This is a genomic window from Streptomyces ortus, from assembly GCF_026341275.1.
GTDB lineage: Bacteria > Actinomycetota > Actinomycetes > Streptomycetales > Streptomycetaceae > Streptomyces > Streptomyces ortus.
In genome coordinates this window covers 4,602,300-4,619,013 of sequence record NZ_JAIFZO010000002.1, presented here as the reverse complement: position 1 = coordinate 4,619,013, position 16,714 = coordinate 4,602,300, and the positions used below count along the sequence as shown (strand labels likewise).

21 protein-coding genes are annotated in these 16,714 nt (G+C 70.1%); 9 read left to right on the top strand and 12 right to left on the bottom strand.

What is annotated here, in order from left to right:
• Nucleotides 1-28: 28 nt before the first annotated feature.
• Together K3769_RS23785 and K3769_RS23780 are read right to left on the bottom strand one after the other, a co-directional pair.
• Complete coding sequence (locus tag K3769_RS23785; protein WP_267028382.1) at nucleotides 29-1,066, bottom strand: helix-turn-helix transcriptional regulator; 1,038 nt, start codon at nucleotides 1,064-1,066, stop codon at nucleotides 29-31.
• A 441-nt stretch (nucleotides 1,067-1,507) separates the two neighbouring features.
• Nucleotides 1,508-2,611, bottom strand: a complete 1,104-nt coding sequence (locus tag K3769_RS23780) for a sugar ABC transporter substrate-binding protein (protein WP_267028381.1) — start codon at nucleotides 2,609-2,611, stop codon at nucleotides 1,508-1,510.
• Nucleotides 2,612-2,981: 370 nt separating this feature from the next.
• Here K3769_RS23780 and K3769_RS23775 point away from each other — a divergent pair, with 370 nt between their 5' ends.
• On the top strand, nucleotides 2,982-3,425 hold the full coding sequence (locus K3769_RS23775) for a hypothetical protein (protein ID WP_267028380.1): 444 nt from the start codon (nucleotides 2,982-2,984) through the stop codon (nucleotides 3,423-3,425).
• Nucleotides 3,426-3,582: 157 nt separating this feature from the next.
• Complete coding sequence (locus K3769_RS23770) at nucleotides 3,583-4,179, top strand: dihydrofolate reductase family protein (RefSeq protein WP_267028379.1); 597 nt, start codon at nucleotides 3,583-3,585, stop codon at nucleotides 4,177-4,179.
• A gap of 53 nt (nucleotides 4,180-4,232) precedes the next feature.
• Here the strand turns inward: K3769_RS23770 and K3769_RS23765 are convergent, their stop codons facing one another.
• Nucleotides 4,233-4,538 (bottom strand): hypothetical protein, encoded by a 306-nt coding sequence (locus K3769_RS23765; protein WP_267028378.1) that lies wholly within the window; start codon nucleotides 4,536-4,538, stop codon nucleotides 4,233-4,235.
• A 23-nt stretch (nucleotides 4,539-4,561) separates the two neighbouring features.
• Nucleotides 4,562-5,011 (bottom strand): helix-turn-helix domain-containing protein, encoded by a 450-nt coding sequence (locus K3769_RS23760; protein ID WP_267028377.1) that lies wholly within the window; start codon nucleotides 5,009-5,011, stop codon nucleotides 4,562-4,564.
• A gap of 251 nt (nucleotides 5,012-5,262) precedes the next feature.
• On the opposite strand from K3769_RS23760, the gene K3769_RS23755 reads away from it, so the two are divergent.
• Genes K3769_RS23755 through K3769_RS23745 form a run of 3 tightly spaced genes read left to right on the top strand, consistent with a single transcriptional unit; the run spans nucleotide 5,263 to nucleotide 6,207 of the window.
• Nucleotides 5,263-5,397, top strand: coding sequence for a hypothetical protein (locus K3769_RS23755; RefSeq protein WP_267028376.1), 135 nt, complete (start codon nucleotides 5,263-5,265; stop codon nucleotides 5,395-5,397).
• Complete coding sequence (locus K3769_RS23750; protein WP_267028375.1) at nucleotides 5,394-5,933, top strand: hypothetical protein; 540 nt, start codon at nucleotides 5,394-5,396, stop codon at nucleotides 5,931-5,933. The genes K3769_RS23755 and K3769_RS23750 overlap by 4 nt, the downstream gene beginning before the upstream one ends.
• Before the next feature lie 19 nt (nucleotides 5,934-5,952).
• Complete coding sequence (locus tag K3769_RS23745) at nucleotides 5,953-6,207, top strand: hypothetical protein (protein ID WP_267028374.1); 255 nt, start codon at nucleotides 5,953-5,955, stop codon at nucleotides 6,205-6,207.
• 4 nt (nucleotides 6,208-6,211) lie between these two features.
• Here the strand turns inward: K3769_RS23745 and K3769_RS23740 are convergent, their stop codons facing one another.
• The 3 genes from K3769_RS23740 to K3769_RS23730 form a co-directional block, all read right to left on the bottom strand.
• Complete coding sequence (locus K3769_RS23740) at nucleotides 6,212-6,844, bottom strand: Uma2 family endonuclease (protein WP_267028373.1); 633 nt, start codon at nucleotides 6,842-6,844, stop codon at nucleotides 6,212-6,214.
• A 207-nt stretch (nucleotides 6,845-7,051) separates the two neighbouring features.
• Nucleotides 7,052-7,273 (bottom strand): DUF6243 family protein, encoded by a 222-nt coding sequence (locus tag K3769_RS23735; protein ID WP_267028372.1) that lies wholly within the window; start codon nucleotides 7,271-7,273, stop codon nucleotides 7,052-7,054.
• A 234-nt stretch (nucleotides 7,274-7,507) separates the two neighbouring features.
• The gene (locus tag K3769_RS23730; RefSeq protein ID WP_267028371.1) at nucleotides 7,508-7,939 is read right to left on the bottom strand and encodes an ATP-binding protein; all 432 of its coding nucleotides are present in this window, start codon (nucleotides 7,937-7,939) and stop codon (nucleotides 7,508-7,510) included.
• 237 nt (nucleotides 7,940-8,176) lie between these two features.
• Here K3769_RS23730 and K3769_RS23725 point away from each other — a divergent pair, with 237 nt between their 5' ends.
• The 3 genes from K3769_RS23725 to K3769_RS23715 are packed head-to-tail and all read left to right on the top strand — an operon-like array spanning nucleotide 8,177 to nucleotide 10,020.
• Nucleotides 8,177-9,058, top strand: coding sequence for a helix-turn-helix domain-containing protein (locus tag K3769_RS23725; RefSeq protein ID WP_267028370.1), 882 nt, complete (start codon nucleotides 8,177-8,179; stop codon nucleotides 9,056-9,058).
• Between the two features lie 10 nt (nucleotides 9,059-9,068).
• Nucleotides 9,069-9,263, top strand: a complete 195-nt coding sequence (locus K3769_RS23720) for a DUF397 domain-containing protein (protein ID WP_267028369.1) — start codon at nucleotides 9,069-9,071, stop codon at nucleotides 9,261-9,263.
• Nucleotides 9,256-10,020: a class I SAM-dependent methyltransferase gene (locus K3769_RS23715; protein WP_267028368.1), complete on the top strand. Its 765-nt coding sequence runs from the start codon at nucleotides 9,256-9,258 to the stop codon at nucleotides 10,018-10,020. Before K3769_RS23720 ends, K3769_RS23715 begins: the two co-directional genes overlap by 8 nt.
• Nucleotides 10,021-10,109: 89 nt before the next feature.
• Here K3769_RS23715 and K3769_RS23710 read toward each other — a convergent pair whose 3' ends face one another.
• The gene (locus tag K3769_RS23710) at nucleotides 10,110-11,360 is read right to left on the bottom strand and encodes an amidohydrolase family protein (RefSeq protein ID WP_267028367.1); all 1,251 of its coding nucleotides are present in this window, start codon (nucleotides 11,358-11,360) and stop codon (nucleotides 10,110-10,112) included.
• A 149-nt stretch (nucleotides 11,361-11,509) separates the two neighbouring features.
• Here K3769_RS23710 and K3769_RS23705 point away from each other — a divergent pair, with 149 nt between their 5' ends.
• Entirely contained in the window at nucleotides 11,510-12,052 is a 543-nt protein-coding gene (locus K3769_RS23705; RefSeq protein WP_372515015.1) for a MarR family winged helix-turn-helix transcriptional regulator, read from the top strand.
• Nucleotides 12,053-12,149: 97 nt separating this feature from the next.
• Here the strand turns inward: K3769_RS23705 and K3769_RS23700 are convergent, their stop codons facing one another.
• From K3769_RS23700 to dnaK, 4 genes are all read right to left on the bottom strand, one after another.
• The gene (locus K3769_RS23700; RefSeq protein WP_267028366.1) at nucleotides 12,150-12,623 is read right to left on the bottom strand and encodes a heat shock protein transcriptional repressor HspR; all 474 of its coding nucleotides are present in this window, start codon (nucleotides 12,621-12,623) and stop codon (nucleotides 12,150-12,152) included.
• Between the two features lie 7 nt (nucleotides 12,624-12,630).
• The gene (gene dnaJ / locus K3769_RS23695) at nucleotides 12,631-13,833 is read right to left on the bottom strand and encodes a molecular chaperone DnaJ (RefSeq protein ID WP_267028365.1); all 1,203 of its coding nucleotides are present in this window, start codon (nucleotides 13,831-13,833) and stop codon (nucleotides 12,631-12,633) included.
• Nucleotides 13,834-13,920: 87 nt separating this feature from the next.
• Entirely contained in the window at nucleotides 13,921-14,604 is a 684-nt protein-coding gene (grpE, locus tag K3769_RS23690) for a nucleotide exchange factor GrpE (protein WP_267028364.1), read from the bottom strand.
• A complete protein-coding gene (dnaK, locus tag K3769_RS23685; RefSeq protein ID WP_267028363.1) occupies nucleotides 14,601-16,466 on the bottom strand; it encodes a molecular chaperone DnaK in 1,866 nt (621 codons plus the stop codon). The genes grpE and dnaK overlap by 4 nt, the downstream gene beginning before the upstream one ends.
• Nucleotides 16,467-16,714 lie beyond the last annotated feature (248 nt).

Below are 16,714 nucleotides of genomic sequence, written 5' to 3'. Positions count from 1 at the left end.
AACCTGTGCCCGGTCGGCGCGTGTTGTCTCAGTGGTCGCTCGGGGTTCCTGGCCGATCGGGAACGGTGAGCGGCTGCGGTTCCGCGGAGCGCGGCGGCCCGTCCAGGCCCGCCTGGGCGATCCGCACCCCCAGCTGCGTACGGCTGGCGGCTCCCAGCGTCTCCGACAGCCGGGCGATGTGCGCCCGGCACGTACGGACGCTGATGCCGAGGCGTTCGGCGACCACCGCGTCCTGGTGTCCTTCGGCGAGCAGTGCCGCGATGGAGCGTTCGCGGTGGGTGATGCCCTCGATGCCGGTGTCCGGGAGGGGCGCGGTGAGGGGGATGGCCAGCCGCCAGAGCCGTTCGAAGACGGTGACGAGGTAACCCACCAGCGCCGGGTGGCGCAGCTCCAGGGCCATGGTGCGGTCGGGGCTCGCGGGGATGAACGCGACCGTGCGGTCGAAGACGATGAGCCGCTCGGTGACCTCGTCGAGGGTACGGGCCTCCGCCGCCTCCTCCATCAGCTCCATGTAGTTCCGCAGGCCCTGGCCGTGCCGGGCGACGTGCGTGTACAGGTCGCGCATGCGCACCCCGCGGCGGCGCAGCGCGAGCGCCCGGTGCAGGCCTTCGGAGAGTTCGTCCTCGCGGCGGATGCCGCCCGGCTGGACGGCCAGCACCTCGGAGGTGCAGGCCTCGGTCGCCTCGTCCATGGCGGCGCGGATGCGGGGCAGTCCGTCGAGCACCCGGATGGCCACTCCCTCGGCGGGTGAGCGCGAGTCGCCGCCGAGGGCCGCGTACCACTCGAAGGCGGACACCGCCTCGCCCATGCGTGACTGGGTCGCGACGACGTGCTCGTGCATCTCGCGCAGCAGCCGTGTCATGACCTCCTGCGGTGAGGTGGGGACGAGCCAGCCCATGTCGTCGGGGTCGGGGTGCAGGAGTGCCAGTTCGACGAGGCAGGGCACCGATTCGGCGTCCTGCCGGGACACCCGGCCGCGCCGGACCGCCCGGGAGTACACCCGGTCTCCGGCATCGCACAGGCGGTCAGCACCGTGTGGATGCGCTTCCGTCGTGTGCCCGGCCATTGCCCCAACCCCCGGTTCCAGCCTCGTCGGAGCGCAACTATGCGCGGCGTCCCCCGGCTCCGCAACACGGCTCCGGGACACCGAAGCGCCCTATCGGCATACTTGCTCCGCTTTTGCCCCTACCCCCGCATGACGCGTTGCAACAACCTGGTGGCGGGACGGCACGCAGCCCAGCACATGACGCCCCCGCTCACCAAGACGTCCCGCCCGCCGAAGGCTCCGGCACCACGAGTACAAGCCACCCGGCGACGACCGATATGAACCCAATACACCCCACCGCACACCACGAACACCCCCCTCGCGAAGAAGAGAAGGGGAAACCACGCAGCCACGAGGTGCCGCCGTCGCGCTCGGCCCAGGGGGTTCTTCGAGCGGTCGGCGTGCCGGGGCGCGCCCGCCGGGCGGGCACCCCCGAGACCTGCCACCGGTTCGGCGGACCGGCTACTTGATGCCGAGGTCCTCGCAGGCCGAGCGGTACTTGGCCGTGCAGATCTCCTCCGCCGAGTAGATGCCGTCCTCGATGACCGTCGACTCGATGGTGCTGCGGGTCAGGGAGGTGACCTGGACGAGGCTGGCGGGGATGCTCTTGTCGGTGGGGCTGGCGACCCGGTCGGGGGTGAGCGAGTCGAACTCGATGCCGTAACCGCGGACGCGGGCCACGGCGATCTCGGCGGCGGCCTCCGCCTCCTCGGGGTACGGCTTGTAGACGCTCATGAACTGTTCGCCGGCCAGGACACGCTGCACCGCGTCCAGTTCGGCGTCCTGGCCGGTGACGGGCGGCAGCTTGGTGGCGCCCGCGGCCTTGAGCGCGGAGATGATGCCGCCCGCCATGCCGTCGTTGGCGGAGTACACCCCGGCGATGTTGTCGACGCCGATGGAGGAGATGGCCGCCATCATGTTGGCGCGGGCGTTGGCCGGCTTCCAGTCCTTGGTGTCGTACGACTTGGCGATGGTGACCTTGTCCTTCAGCTCGCTGAGGGCGGCCGACTTGAACTGGGCGGCGTTCGGGTCCGTCACCGCGCCGTTCATCATGACGATCTTCTGGGACTTGTCGCCGTCCAGCCGGTCGGCGAGGGCACGGCCCTGCACCTGCCCGACCTCCTCGTTGTCGAAGGAGACGTACGCGTCGATCGGGCCCTCGGCCAGCCGGTCGTACGCGATCACGGGAATCCCGGCCTTCTTGGCCTTCCGCACCCCGGAGGCGATGGCGCCGGAGTCCACCGCGTCCACCATCAGCACGTCGACCTTCTCGTCCACCATCTTCTGGAGCTGCCCGCTCTGCACGTCGGCGTCCTGCTCGGCGTTCGCGTAGACGACCTTCCCCTTGCCGTTCGTGAGCGCGCCGACCTTCTTCTTGATGATGGGGTAGTCGAACTTCTCGTAACGGGAGTTCGCCTTCTCCGGCAGCAGCAGGCCCACCGTGATGTCGTCGCCCTTGGTGGGGCTCGCTTCGGCTCCGTCGTCACCGCTCCCGCACGCGGCGAGGGTCAGGGTCAGGGAGCACAGGGTCACGGCCAGGGCGGTACGACGTGTGGCGCGGTTCACTTCAGGTGCCTTCCGTACGAGGGCGACAGTGCGGGCCCAGGTGACGAAAAGCCAACGCGGGGGTTCACGGGGCGTCAAGGAGTAACTGCTAACGACCTCGCAACAGAAGTCTGTGAAGAGACGGGGGCGAAGTCGGGCGGATGCGCGCAGTGAGCATCCACACGGCCCTCGCACTCTTCACCTGACAGAAGCGCGCGGATCGTCAAGGGGCGTGATCAGTCCGGCTGAAACTGCCCAAATCTGAGTGAAATAGATAGAAACCCACGTCCGGGTCAGTGTGAGCACCTGATCGGCGGCGCACGGATTGCGGCGGGGCGGCTCCCGGATCTTGCTGGGACCAGACAACCCGTTCCTTCACCACGGAGTTCCCATGCGCACTCTCTCCCGGTCCCTCATAACTGCGCTGGCCGCGGGCTGCCTCGCCCTGACGACGGCAGGCACGTCCGCGGCGGCCACCCCCCGGTCCGCGCCCGAGCCGGTCCCCGCAGCCTGTGACGTCGACTGGACCGGGCTGGCCGGGATCACGGGCACCGGCACACTCCAGGAGGCGATCGTCGCCTGCGTCGAGGCGTACACCGGGCGCGACCTCGCCGACTGGCTCCAGACCCCGCCGAAACCGCCCACCGAGCAGAAGGAACAGCAGAAGGAGGAGAGGAAGGAAGGGCAGAAGGAGGAGGACTGGACGGGGGCCGACGCCGGGGACTGGGCGACCGAGTTGTCCTGCGACCTGGCGGAGCTCTTCGACGAGCCGACGGCATGCCGGCCGTCGGACTCCGTGACTCCCGCTCCGGCCCGCCTTTCCTCTCCGCAATAGGACGCGGGTTCTCACCCTTCCCGCGTCCGACGGGCCCGGCCGGAGCGGGAGCGCGCGCGGATCCCTGGAGATCCGCGCGCTTCCCCTCCGGCCCGGCGGGAACCTGGACTACCGTCTGTCCCAGCCCGCTCCCGCTCCCCACCCGGTGAGGCCCGCGATGCGAAAGATCGTCCTCAGCATGTCCGTCTCCCTCGACGGGTTCTTCGAGGGACCGAACCGCGAGATCGACTGGCACCTGATCGACGACGAACTGCACCAGCACCTCAACGAACGCATCGGCGCCCTGGGCGGCTTCCTGACCGGCCGCGTCTCCCACGAACTGATGACGGAGTACTGGCCCACCGCCGACCAGGACCCCGACGCCCCGGAACCGGTCCGCGAGTTCGCCGCGATCTGGCGGGACATGCCGAAGGTCGTCTACTCACGGACGCTGGACAAGGCCGACTGGAACGCGACCGTCGTACGGGAGGTCGCGCCCGATGTCATCAGGGCGCTCAAGGCACAGCCGGGCGGGGACCTCGCGGTCGGCGGGGCGGAACTCGCGGCGGAGTTCCGGCGGCACGACCTGATCGACGAGTACCTGATCTACGTCCATCCGGTGCTCCTGGGGCACGGCCGCCCCCTCTTCCGCGACACCGACGCGCTCGCCCACCTGCGCCTGGTCGAGTCCCGCAGCTTCGGCAACGGAGTGGTGCTGCTGCACTACACGCGCGAGGGCGCGGACCCGGCCGCGGAGGCGCAGACGCAGGCGTAGGCGCAGGCCGCAGGTGTAGGCGCATACAGGAGCCGGCTGCCCCCAGGTCGCCCTCAACCGCCGTCGTCCGAAGGGTGTTCATGGCCCCGCGGGCGCTCGGGGAAGGGGAGGAGGCGGGCCGGCGGGCGGTCAGGGCCCACCTGGTCCTCCTGCCCTGACGCCCGCGCGTGTTCCTCCCAGCCCGCGCGGAACCAGTTCAGCTGATGCCGCTGCAGCTCCTCCTCGGTGAGGACGCGCACCCCGTCCGGGCCCGCGGTCCGTACCTTCTCGGCCAGTACGCCGAGGAGTTCGCCCACAGTTTCCACGACCTCGGCGACGCTCTCGGCCTCTGCACCCCGGCCGTTTCCCGGTTCACCCATGCCGCGCTCCGTTCCCTCCGCCGTCAGGCGCCCTCCGGCAGGAACTGCCGTGCCACCCTGGCGAACAGCTCCCGCAGCTCGGGCGGGACACCCATCCGGCAGGCCGCCTCCTCGGGGCTGAGGCAGGGATGTTCCTCCCCGTCCGCGGGGCGGCCCGTGCCGGTGAGCGGCAGATCGTCCTCGGTCAGCCGGCCCGAGCGGATGAGCATCTCCCGCAGGGGTACGCCCAGTACGGCCGCGATGCGCCGCATCGTCTCCAGGTCGGGCATGGACTGCCGCTGGAGCAGCCGGCTCACGGCCGCCCGGTGCACCCCGGCGTCGTCGGCCAGTTTCGAACGGCCGCCGCCGCGCGGGCTGTCGATGTCGTAGCCCCGGGCGCGCAGCAGCTCCTCGATCCAGCCGGCGAACTCCCGCAGCCCCGTGGCCCGGTACGCCTGATCCGTACGGGCCCCGGCCCGTGCGCTCGAAGCCATGTGTCCGTTCTCCCCTCGTCGCCGGGGCAGCGTACCGATCACACCCGCGTCCACCTGTGTGCGCGCTCGCACGTAATTGTGGAGATCCGGCAACTTCGGTAACTCTGCGCAGCGAAAACGGGATTGATGGGCCGTCACCGCATCACTCCTCACGGAACGTAATCACTTGCGTACGCGCTCGCAACATGCAACCCTGACCGCTCGCCCGCAACTGTCGAACACATGTTCCCATACATGAGGAGGGGTTGCACGTGCACGATCAACCGTCCGAGGCCACCGTCACCACACCCGAGCACCCGGTGTCCATCCAGGTACCGGCCGAGGCCGAACCCGTCTTACGCGCCTGCGGCCGGCTGGGGCGCGACGGACGCGAGGTCACCCGATGAGCGGGAAGCAGGGCGGAGCCGTGTGGATCGCCTCGCTCGTCCGCCGGTGGCCGGACCTCGTCGACGAGCTGTCCCCCACGGGCCGCGGCGCGCTGCGGGAACGGCGGGGCGGCGGACCCGTCGGCGGTACGACCGCTCCGGTCCGCCTCCATGTCTCCGACGCCGTACGGGACATCACCGACGGAGTCGTCGAACTGGAGGAGGCCGTACGGGAACGGCTCGGGCTGCGGCCGGTGCCCCCGGCGCCCGTACCGGTACGGCTGCGCCGGATCGCCGGGCTGCTGGACCGTATCGCCGCCGACCCGCTGCTCGCTCCGCACGTCGAGGACGAGACGCGGCGGATGGCCGCACGCTGCGCCCGCGCGCTCGGCGACCCGGAACAGCTCGTACGGCTGCCCGGCCGCTGCCCCGCGTGCGACTACGTGTCCCTGCGGGCGCTCCCGGAACGGGCCGAGGTCAGATGCGTCAATCCCGCGTGCCGACGGGTGCTGGAGGCCGAGCCCAACCCACAACCGACAACCGACAACCGACGGTGACGAATACGGGAGGTACCCGATGACGACGACCGAGACCGAGGAGGTCGTCCTGGAACTGGAGCGCGTGCGTCGTTCGGTCGACGTCGGCTTCGCCACCACCCGGGGCGACCTCGCACTCCTCCTCCAGCGCGTCGACCAGACCGACAAGGCCCTGGACGAGCACGAGGCGCGTATCGAGGCGCTGGAACGCGCACGCTGGCCGCTGCCGTCGCTGGCGGCGGCCACGTCGTGCCTGGCCCTGGCGGTCACGGTGTGGCAGACGACGGGCCACTAGCCGCTCACTGCGTGGCTCGTGCGGGTCCTGTGATCGCCTCCGTGATGACGAAACCCTTGGCGGGGCCCTCGGGGACGGTGACCTCGGTGCCGTAGGGCACGCGGTGGACACCCACCCAGTCGGCCCGGTCGGGGCGGGGTTCGGTGAGGACGGTGACGGTGCCCCGGTCGTCGTACGCGTCGATGACGACGTACACCGGGATGGCCGCGCGGGCGTACTCGTGGCGCTTCTTGACGCGGTCGCGCTCCTGGCGGGGTCCGTCCGGGGAGACGACCCCCACGACCAGCCGGACGGCGGTCGCGGTGATGCCCACGCCGTCGGCGGTGACGTACCGCTCCGTGTCCCTGGGGACGACGAACAGGTCCGGTACCCATACGCAGCCCGCGTGGACGACGTTCGTGTCGTTCCGGGCGGCGAAGTCCCCGCCCTTCAGAAAGCCTCCCAGCGCCTCGTGGAGGAGGAAGACGGTCTGGCTGTGCGCGTAGCGGCCCGTGGGTGACACTTCGATGGCTCCTTCGATGATCTCGGCCCGGTAGTTCTCGGGGAGTTCCATGGACTCCCATGCCTGCCGCAGGACCTCTTCGAGGGCGGGCCCGTTCTCGGGCGGGCGGGGAGGCGCGGGCCTGGTGTCGGTCATGATCACAAGTGTCTCGGAAATGCGGTCTCACCTGCGAAAACGCCGTCCATTCACCCGAACCGGCGAAGCAGAAACGACTCGGCGGGGCCGAGCCCGGTATGACAGCAGACAACAGACGGCAGGGCCCGGACCGCGTGTAGCGATCCGGGCCCTGCCGTCTGTTGTCTGCTGTCTGCTGTCTGCTGTCTGGCTACCTGCGGCGGTGCGTCAGCTCTTGGCGCTGTCGTCGTCCGCCTGCTGGGCGGCCTCGACCTCGGCAGCCGCTGCCTTCTCGCGCATCTTGCGCACCAGCTCCGCCTTCTGGTCGGCCGCGCCCTGGCGGTCGAGGTTGCGGTACGGGCCGTTGTTCGCCCGTTCGGCGCGGGACTGCTTCTTGCGCTGGCCGCCGCCCTGGCCCACGGGGTTGTTGATGTTCTTGCTCACGGTCACGGGTTCTCCCGGTGCTGATGTGGAGTGATCTACGGATTCGTCGGTGGGGGACGGGCGGCGGCGACGTCGAAGGACTTCGGACGTCAGACGTCGGCGGGACCCGTCACGCTCTCACTCGTAAATCGGCGTCTGGAAGAACATGACAACGACGGTACCCGGTTACGTGGGCGCCGCGCACCAGCGTATTCGCCGCAGCGCGGCACCGGCCGCCGCCTCGGTCGCCGCGGAAACGGCTCACACCGTCGGCCGCAGCTCGAACCACACGCCTTTCGCGTACCGCCCCGTCCGCGCGTCGGCGACGCCCCACATGTCCGCCACCTCCTCCACGAGGGCGAGCCCTCGCCCCCAGCAGGCGACGGCCCCGGCGGCGGGGCGGGCCACGACAGGTGGATCGGGACTCTCGTCGAAGACGCTCACGTGGAGGCGGGCCGAGGTCAGGCGGACTCGGAGTATGGCGGCGCCCTTGGTGTGCAGGTGGACATTGGTGACCAGCTCCGAGGTGCACAGCGCGGCGGGCATGACGAGGGCTTCGTGCCCGTGCGTGTACAGCACGGCCCGCACGAAGTCCCGGCAGACGCGGGGCGCGGTGGCGTCGGCGGACGCGAAGAGGCTGTAGTCGTGGGCGAGTTGGGTGGGGCGGTGGGCGGCGATGCGGGCGGGATCCATGGGCGTGGGCTCCAATCGTGGTACGGGCCCAGCGATGGCGATGCCCGCGCGCTCCCGGATGGAGGGGCGGGTGCTCTGTCGGCTTGTGGGCAGGGGAGGTGGACTGGCTTCATTGAGTGACCGTTTCAACACCCAAGGTAGTGACTGAGGGTTCGAATGCGCAACCACTACACCGAGATAGTGGATCGACTACCGTGCAGGCGCCAGACTCCGAAGTACGCCACCAGGGAGACACGCATGGGACTGCGGTCCAACGTCAGCGAACGCCAGCGCCGACTGGGCTTCGAACTCAAACAACTGCGCGAACAGGCCGGGCTGAGCGCAGGAGAGGCGAGCGAGCGCATTGGCATGAGCCGTGGCCAGCTCAGCCACATCGAGCTGGGCCGTACCTCGATCCTCACGGACCGACTCCGCGCCCTGTGCGATGTATATGGGTGCGCGGACGAGCCCTATGTCACGGCACTCGTTGCGATGTCCGAGGCAAGCGGAAGGGGCTGGTGGAGTGCGCACAGGAAGCACAGAGGCCCCGGTGCCCTCGACCTTGCCGAGCTGGAATCGGGGGCGGTGAGCATCCGGACGCACGAGCCGCTGTTCATCCCGGGCCTGTTCCAGACCGCCGATTACGCGCGCGCCATCTTCACCAGTCCCAAGCTGGGGCTCGACAACATCGAGGAGGGCTTGCAATTCCGTATGGAGCGGCAGCGCATTCTCACTCGTGACGATCCGCCGTCAGTGCACGCCGTTATCCACGAAGCGGCGCTGCACATGCGGTTCGGGGATTCCGACGTCGTACGAGAACAGTTGCTGCGCTTGGTCGAGCTGGCGCGCCTGCCCCACGTAACGATCCAGATCTACCCGTTCAGCGCCCAGGCTTACGCGGCACTCAGTGGGAACTTCGCTCACTTCGTCCCTGACAACGCGAAGCTCGGCACCGTTCTGCTCGAAGCGCCCTTGGGATCGAGCTACTTGACCCACGAACACCAACTACTGGAGTACAGGGTTCTGTTCGACCGGCTCACCGAAAGCGCCCTACCCCCCATCGACGTATCGTTGGCCCCCGAAGCACGTTCGGTGAAGGACTCGCTGGCCCTCATCCAGCATCTTCTCTACACCCTCTAGGGAGGCCCGTATGTCTGAGCTGGACTGGCAGAAGTCATCCTTCAGCGGTGGACCAGAAGGCAACTGCCTCTACATAGCCACCGCCCCCGACGGAACCCTCCGCCTCCGGGAGAGCGACACCCCCGACGTCATCCTCGCCACCGAGCCGCAGGCCCTCGCCGGACTGCTGTTTCACTCGCGGCGCCCCGCGCAGCGCCGTGACTGACGAGGCCTTCGCCCACCCCCGGCTCGCCGCGATCTACGACCCGCTCGATCCCGATCGCGGTGATCTCGACGCGTACGTCCGTGTCGTCGAGGAGTTCGGGGCGCGGCGCGTGCTGGACATCGGCTGCGGGACCGGCGTGTTCGCGCTGTTGCTCGCCGGGCGCGGGATCGAGGTAGTCGGCGTCGATCCGGCGCGGGCGTCCCTCGACGTGGCCCGCGCCAAACCCGGCGGCGGGCGCGTCCGCTGGATCCACGGGGACGCCACCATGCTTCCGCCCCTGCGCGTCGACCTCGCGACGATGACGGCGAACGCGGCCCAGCAGATCACCGACGACCAGGCGTGGCGGGACACCCTGCGGGGCGCCTACGACGCCCTGCGGCCCGGTGGGCATCTCGTTTTCGAGACCCGGGATCCCGCCCGGCGCGCCTGGGAGGAGTGGACGCGTGAGGCCTCGTACCACGTGACGGAGATCCCGGGGGTCGGCGCGGTCGAGAACTGGGTTGAAGTGGGCGATGTTCGCGGGCAGTTGGTGAGCTTCCGGCAGACCTATGTGTTCGCCGCGGACGGGCAGGAGCTGACCTCGGATTCCACGTTGCGGTTCCGGGAGCGGCGGGAGGTCGAGGGGGACCTGCGGGGCCAGGGGTTTGACGTGCGGGGCGTTCGCGACGCCCCCGACCGGCCCGGCCGCGAGTTCGTCTTCGTCGCGCAGCGGCCGGAAACGGCCTCCCGGGCCGCCCCGTCCACCGGGGTCGACTGACCCTGCCGTCGACCCGGGTTCGGCGACGGAGCACGGGCCGGCCGCGCATCCGGCCCGGGATGGCCGCGGGCGGACCCCACGCCCTGGCCCTATGCGGCGGACGCCGTCAGCGTCGTGCGCGTGCCCCGGCGCCAGACCTCCCGCAGGTTGAGGGTGTCGGTGATCGTGGTCGTGGGGTCGCCGTCGACGAGGAGCAGGTCCGCCCGCAGGCCCTCCGCGATACGGCCGCGGTCCGGCAGGCCGAAGCGTCGGGCCGGGGTGGCGGTCGCCGCGCGCAGGGCCTGGGCCGGGGTGAGGCCGGCCCGTACGAGGTACTGCAGTTCCTGGTGGACGCTCGCGCCGTGGACCACGCCGCCCATGAACATCAGCGGCATGGGGGCCGCGTCGGTGCCCGCCAGGAGGTCGACTCCGGCGGCGTGCAGGGCGCCGACCGAGGCCAGTACGTCCTCAAGACTGCCCTGCGGATAGCGGTCGTAGCTGGTGTTGAGGACGTTCGTCCACGGCTCGTCCAGGCGGGACGCGACGCGCGGGTCCGCGGCGAGGGGCGCGCCGGTGATGCCCATCATGGAGGCGTTCAGGACGACGCACGGGACGACGAACGCCCCGGAGGCGGCGATGAGTTCGATGATCTCGTCGGTGTGCGGCCGGTCCATGAACAGGTGGGCGAAGCCGTCGATGCCGGCCTCGAGCGCCATCCGCGTCGCGTCGACGGTCAGCGTGTGGGCGATGGTGAGCATCCCGTGCCGGTGGGCCTCCGCGACCCCGGCGGTCAGCGTCGCCTGGTCGAGCATGGGCAGACCGGGGTGGCCCTCGACACTGCCGTCGTCGACCATGAACTTGATGTAGTCCGAGCCCGCCTCCACGAGCCGCGGGATGAAACCGACCGCCTCCTCGGGCGTCGTCGAGAACGGCATGAGGGGCCTCTCGCGCGGCGCGCCCCCCTCGCCCGGCCCGCGGTGGCCGCCCGGCTTGAAGCCCTTCGGCATGAGTTCGCTGGGGTGGCCTCCGGGAGGGGTGATGCCGAAGCCCGCCGAGCGGACGTCGGCGAGGGAGTCGTTCTCCGAGACGCGCTTGCGGGCGGGCCCGGTGTTCATGCCCTGCATCTCCAGTTCGGTGGTGATCCCGAACCGCAGGGCCAGCGCGAGCGCCTCGTCGGAGGTGTGCACATGGGCGTCGAACAGGCCGGGCAGCAGGGTGCCGCCGGCGGCGTCGACGATCTCCGCTCCGGCGGGCACCTCGCCGCCGACGGCGGTGATCCGCGAGCCGTCCAGCACGACCGTGGTGTCCTCCAGCACGCGCTCACCGTCGAACACCCGGCCGTTGATGATGGCTGTGATCATGACTTTCTCTCCTCCGGGCAGGTCGGTCCCTCAGCCGGTGCCGAGTGCTCCCACCGCGAGGACCACACTAATGCAACTTGCAACTCCATGCGAGTCTGCATGTAAATGCCAGCTGCAGATACATGTCATGTGTGCGATAGGCTGCGTGGGTGACTGACACGGACGCCTCGCCACCGCAAGGTCGGGAACAGGGCAGGGAACGGGACCAAGCCCGGGAACAGGACCTCCTCGACGCCGTCGGCGTGGCCTTCACCCGGCTGCGGCGGCGCACCATGCAGGCCCCGGTCGATCCGCCGTCGGGTCCCAAGGACCTCAAGCGCAACCTGGTCCTCAACATCGTCGACGAGGCGGCCGAGACGGACACGGAGATGACGGTCGGCGGGCTCGCCGAGCATCTGCTGGTGGACCCCTCGGTGGCCAGCCGCATGGTGAGCGACTGCATCTCCCACGGCTACCTGGTCCGCGCCGCGTCGCAGCAGGACGGCCGCCGCACCGTGCTCCACCTGACGGAGGAAGGCCTCGCCCTCCTCAACCGGTTCCGCCATCAGCAGCGGCAGGCGTTCGAGTTCATCACCCGCGACTGGCCCGAGGCCGAGCGGCTCGAATTCGTCCGCCTCCTCCTCAAGTACACGGACTCCACCGCCCGGCTGCCCGCGCCGGGCGCAGGGGCATCCCCGCAGCAGGGGGCATAGCGCACAGACAACGGGCCCGGAGGTTCGAATGAACCTCCGGGCCTGTTGTGCGACCGTGCCCCTTGACGTGACAGCGTGCCCTGACGCGTCCGTCCGCTCAGTCCGTCGGCGGGCGCTTGGGGCGCCACACCACCAGCGCGCTCGTCTGCTGGACCTCCTGGTACGGGACCAGGTCGCGGCGGTACGAGGCGTGCACCGCGGCCTCCCGCTGCTGCATGGTCGCCGCCGCGCCCTCCAGGGCCGAGGACAGTTCCGCGACCCGGGACTGGAGTGCGGCGACCTGGTTCTCCAGCTCGATGATGCGCTTGATGCCGGCGAGGTTGATGCCCTCGTCCTGGGACAACTGCTGGACGGTGCGCAGCAGTTCGATGTCGCGGGCCGAGTAGCGCCGGCCGCGCCCGGCCGTGCGGTCCGGGGAGACCAGGCCGAGGCGGTCGTACTGACGCAGCGTCTGCGGGTGCAGACCGGAGAGCTGGGCGGCCACCGAGATGACGTACACCGGTGTTTCTTCCGTCAGCTCATAAGCCCTGCCGGTGAAGGAGTTCGACCGGCGACGTCCGGGTGCGTCCATGGTGTTCTCATGCTCCCTTCGCGGCCTGGAACAGCTCAGCCCGCGGATCCTCCTCCGCGGTCGCCTCGCGATACGCCTCGAGCGCGTCACGAGCCTTCCCCGTCACGTCCGCGGGGACACTCACCTCGACGGTGACCAGAAGGTCCCCGCGGCTGCCGTCCTTGCGGACCGCGCCCTTGCCGCGGGCCCGCATCGTACGGCCGTTGGGTGTGCCCGGCGGCAGTTTCAGGGTGACCGGAGGCCCCCCGAGCGTGGGCACGCGCACCTCTCCGCCCAGTGCCGCCTCCGTGAAGGTGACGGGCACGGTGACGGTGAGGTTGTCGCCCTTGCGGCCGAAGACCGGATGGGTGTCCACATGCACCGTGACGTACAGGTCGCCCGAGGGCCCGCCCCGTTCGCCCGGCGCGCCCTTGCCGCGGAGGCGGATGCGCTGGCCGTCCGACACCCCGGCGGGGATACGGACCTGCATGGTCCGGGACGACTTGGCGCGTCCCGAGCCGCTGCAGACCGCGCACGCGTGCTCCGCGATCAGGCCGCGGCCCTTGCAGTCGGGGCACGGGTCGGTCAGCGAGAACCCGCCGCCCGAACCGCGCGCCACCTGGCCGGTGCCGACGCAGGTCGGGCACACGCGCGGTGTGCCGTTCTTGTCGCCGGTGCCCGAACAGGCCTTGCAGGGCGACTGCGAGGTCATCCGCAGCGGGACGGTCGCGCCGTCCACCGCCTCCGTGAAGCTGAGGGTGACCTCGGTGTCGATGTCCTGGCCGCGCCTCGGCTGTGTCCGGGCGCCGGGACCCGCGCCGCCGCGGTTGAAGAGACCTCCGAAGACGTCCCCTATACCGCCGCCGAAACCGCCGGCACCGCCCTGCGGACCGCCACCGCCCGCTCCGCCCTGGGGGCCGCCTCCGAAGAGGTCCCCCAGGTCGAAGTTGAAGGAGCCGCCCGCACCGGCCGGGCCGGGACGGAAGCCGCCGTTGCCGAAGAGGGTGCGGGCCTCGTCGTACTCCTTGCGCTTCTTGGGGTCCCCGAGGATGTCGTTCGCCTCGGAGATCTCCTTGAAGCGCTCCTCGGCCCGCGCGTTCCCCTTGTTGGCGTCCGGGTGGAACTCGCGGGCGAGCTTGCGGTACGCCTTCTTGATCTCGGCCTCGGTGGCGTCCTTGGGGACACCGAGGACCTTGTAGTAGTCCTTCTCGATGAAGTCCTTGGTGCTCATCCTCGACGCCCCTCCTTCCGTACGCCACCGTCACGTACGCGCTCGACGTTCTCCGTGCAAAGGGGCGCGCGTACGCCCTGTTTCACGTCAGCCCTCGTCCGGGCCACCGCTCTCCTTGTCGTCGGCCGCCGCGGTTCCCGCATCCGTCTCGTCGCCCTTGGCGGGCTGCGCTCCCGGCTGCGGCTCGGCGACCGCCACCCGCGCGGGGCGGATGGTGCGCTCGCCGAAGCGATACCCGGGCTGCAGGATCGCCACGCACGTCGTCTCCGTGACGTCCGGCGCGTACGAGTGCATCAGGGCCTCGTGGATCATCGGGTCGAAGGGCTCGCCCTCCTTGCCGAACTGCTGCAGGCCCATCTTCGCCGCGACGGTCTCCAGCGACTCGGCCACCGACTTGAAGCCGCCGACCAGTTCGCCGTGTTCCCGCGCGCGGCCGATGTCGTCGAGCACGGGCAGGAGCTCGGTCAGGAGGTTCGCGATGGCGAGTTCCTTGACCGCGATCCGGTCGCGCTCCACCCGGCGGCGGTAGTTCTGGTACTCGGCCTGGAGCCGCTGGACGTCCGCCGTGCGCTCGTTGAGCGCCGTACGAACCTGGTCCAGCTGGGCCGTCAGGCCTGCGATCTGGGCTGCTGACTGAGCTGCTGCCGTGTCCCCGGCCGGGGCCGCCCCGTCCTCCGCGGAGGAGGGGGCGGTCTTCGGCTCGGCGTCTTCAGGGGTGGCGCCGGAGGGGACGTCGGGCTGCTCGTCGAAGCCCGGGGTCTCCTCCGTCACGCGGCACCGTCCTTGCGGTCACGGTCCTCGTCGACGATCTCCGCGTCGACCACGTCGTCGTCCGCGGCCTTGGCACCGGCGTCCGGACCCGCGCCTGGGGCCTCGGCGCCCGCGCCGGCCTGAGCGGCCTGGGCGTCGGCGTACATCGCCTGGCCCAGCTTCTGGGAGACGGCGGCGACCTTCTCGGTGGCCGTACGGATCTCGGCGGTGTCCTCGCCCTTGAGCGCGGCCTTCAGCTCCTCGACGCCCGCCTCGACCTCGGTCTTGACGTCGCCGGGGACCTTGTCCTCGTTGTCCTTGAGGAACTTCTCCGTCTGGTAGACGAGCTGCTCGCCCTGGTTGCGGGCCTCGGCGGCCTCGCGGCGGCGGTGGTCCTCGTCCGCGTACTGCTCGGCCTCCTGGCGCATGCGGTCGACCTCGTCCTTCGGCAGCGAGGAGCCGCCGGTGACGGTCATCTTCTGCTCCTTGCCCGTGCCGAGGTCCTTCGCGGTCACGTGCATGATGCCGTTGGCGTCGATGTCGAACGCGACCTCGATCTGCGGGACGCCACGCGGGGCGGGCGGCAGACCGGTCAGCTCGAACATCCCGAGCTTCTTGTTGTACGCCGCGATCTCGCGCTCGCCCTGGTACACCTGGATCTGGACGGACGGCTGGTTGTCCTCGGCCGTCGTGAAGATCTCGGAGCGCTTGGTCGGGATCGTGGTGTTGCGCTCGATGAGCTTGGTCATGATCCCTCCCTTGGTCTCGATACCGAGGGACAGCGGGGTCACGTCGAGGAGCAGGACGTCCTTGACCTCACCCTTGAGGACACCGGCCTGCAGGGCGGCGCCGATGGCGACGACCTCGTCCGGGTTGACGCCCTTGTTGGCGTCCTGGCCGCCGGTGAGCTCCTTGACGAGCTCGGCCACGGCGGGCATACGGGTGGAGCCACCGACGAGGACGACGTGGTCGATCTCGCTCAGCTGGATGCCGGCGTCCTTGATGACGTTGTGGAACGGCGTCTTGCAGCGCTCGAGGAGGTCGGCCGTGAGCTGCTGGAACTGGGCGCGCGTGAGCTTCTCGTCCAGGTGCAGCGGGCCCTCGGCGGAGGCCGTGATGTAGGGCAGGTTGATCGAGGTCTCCGTGGAGGAGGACAGCTCGATCTTGGCCTTCTCGGCGGCCTCGCGGAGACGCTGGAGGGCCATCTTGTCCTTGCCCAGGTCCACGCCGTGGCCGGACGCGAACTGCTTCACCAGGTAGTCGACGACCCGCTGGTCCCAGTCGTCACCACCGAGGTGGTTGTCGCCGTTGGTGGCCTTCACCTCGACGACGCCGTCGCCGATCTCCAGGAGGGACACGTCGAACGTGCCGCCACCGAGGTCGAAGACGAGGATCGTCTGGTCGTCCTTGTCGAGGCCGTAGGCCAGGGCGGCGGCCGTCGGCTCGTTCACGATGCGCAGGACGTTCAGGCCCGCGATCTCGCCGGCCTCCTTCGTCGCCTGGCGCTCGGAGTCGTTGAAGTACGCCGGGACGGTGATGACCGCGTCGGCCACCTTCTCGCCCAGGTACGCCTCGGCGTCGCGCTTCAGCTTCTGCAGGATGAAGGCGCTCATCTGCTGCGGGTTGAAGTGCTTGCCGTCGAGCTCGATCTTCCAGTCCGTGCCCATGTGACGCTTCACGGACCTGATGGTCCGGTCCACGTTCGTGACCGCCTGGCGCTTCGCGACCTCGCCGACGAGCACCTCGCCGTTCTTGGCGAAGGCGACGACGGACGGCGTGGTCCTGGCGCCCTCGGCGTTGGTGATGACGGTGGGCTCACCGCCCTCCAGAACGCTGACGACGGAGTTAGTCGTGCCCAGGTCGATGCCGACCGCACGTGCCATTTCAATTCCTCCAGCAATGACTTGAGTGGAACGGACTCAAGTGTGCATGACGCTTGGCGCTTGGTCAACAGAGGTGAGCCGTGGGGGCTCAACTCTTATCTCTCGCTTACGCGCAGATTGGGGTGTGACCTGCGGTTACGCACCCTCGCACGACGGCGCCTCGTCGATGCCGGGTGCGGGTCGGCGGGTGTGGGCCGCGCAGTTCCCCGCGCCCCTGAAGGGTGGGGCTGCGCCCCAAGCGGGCTCGA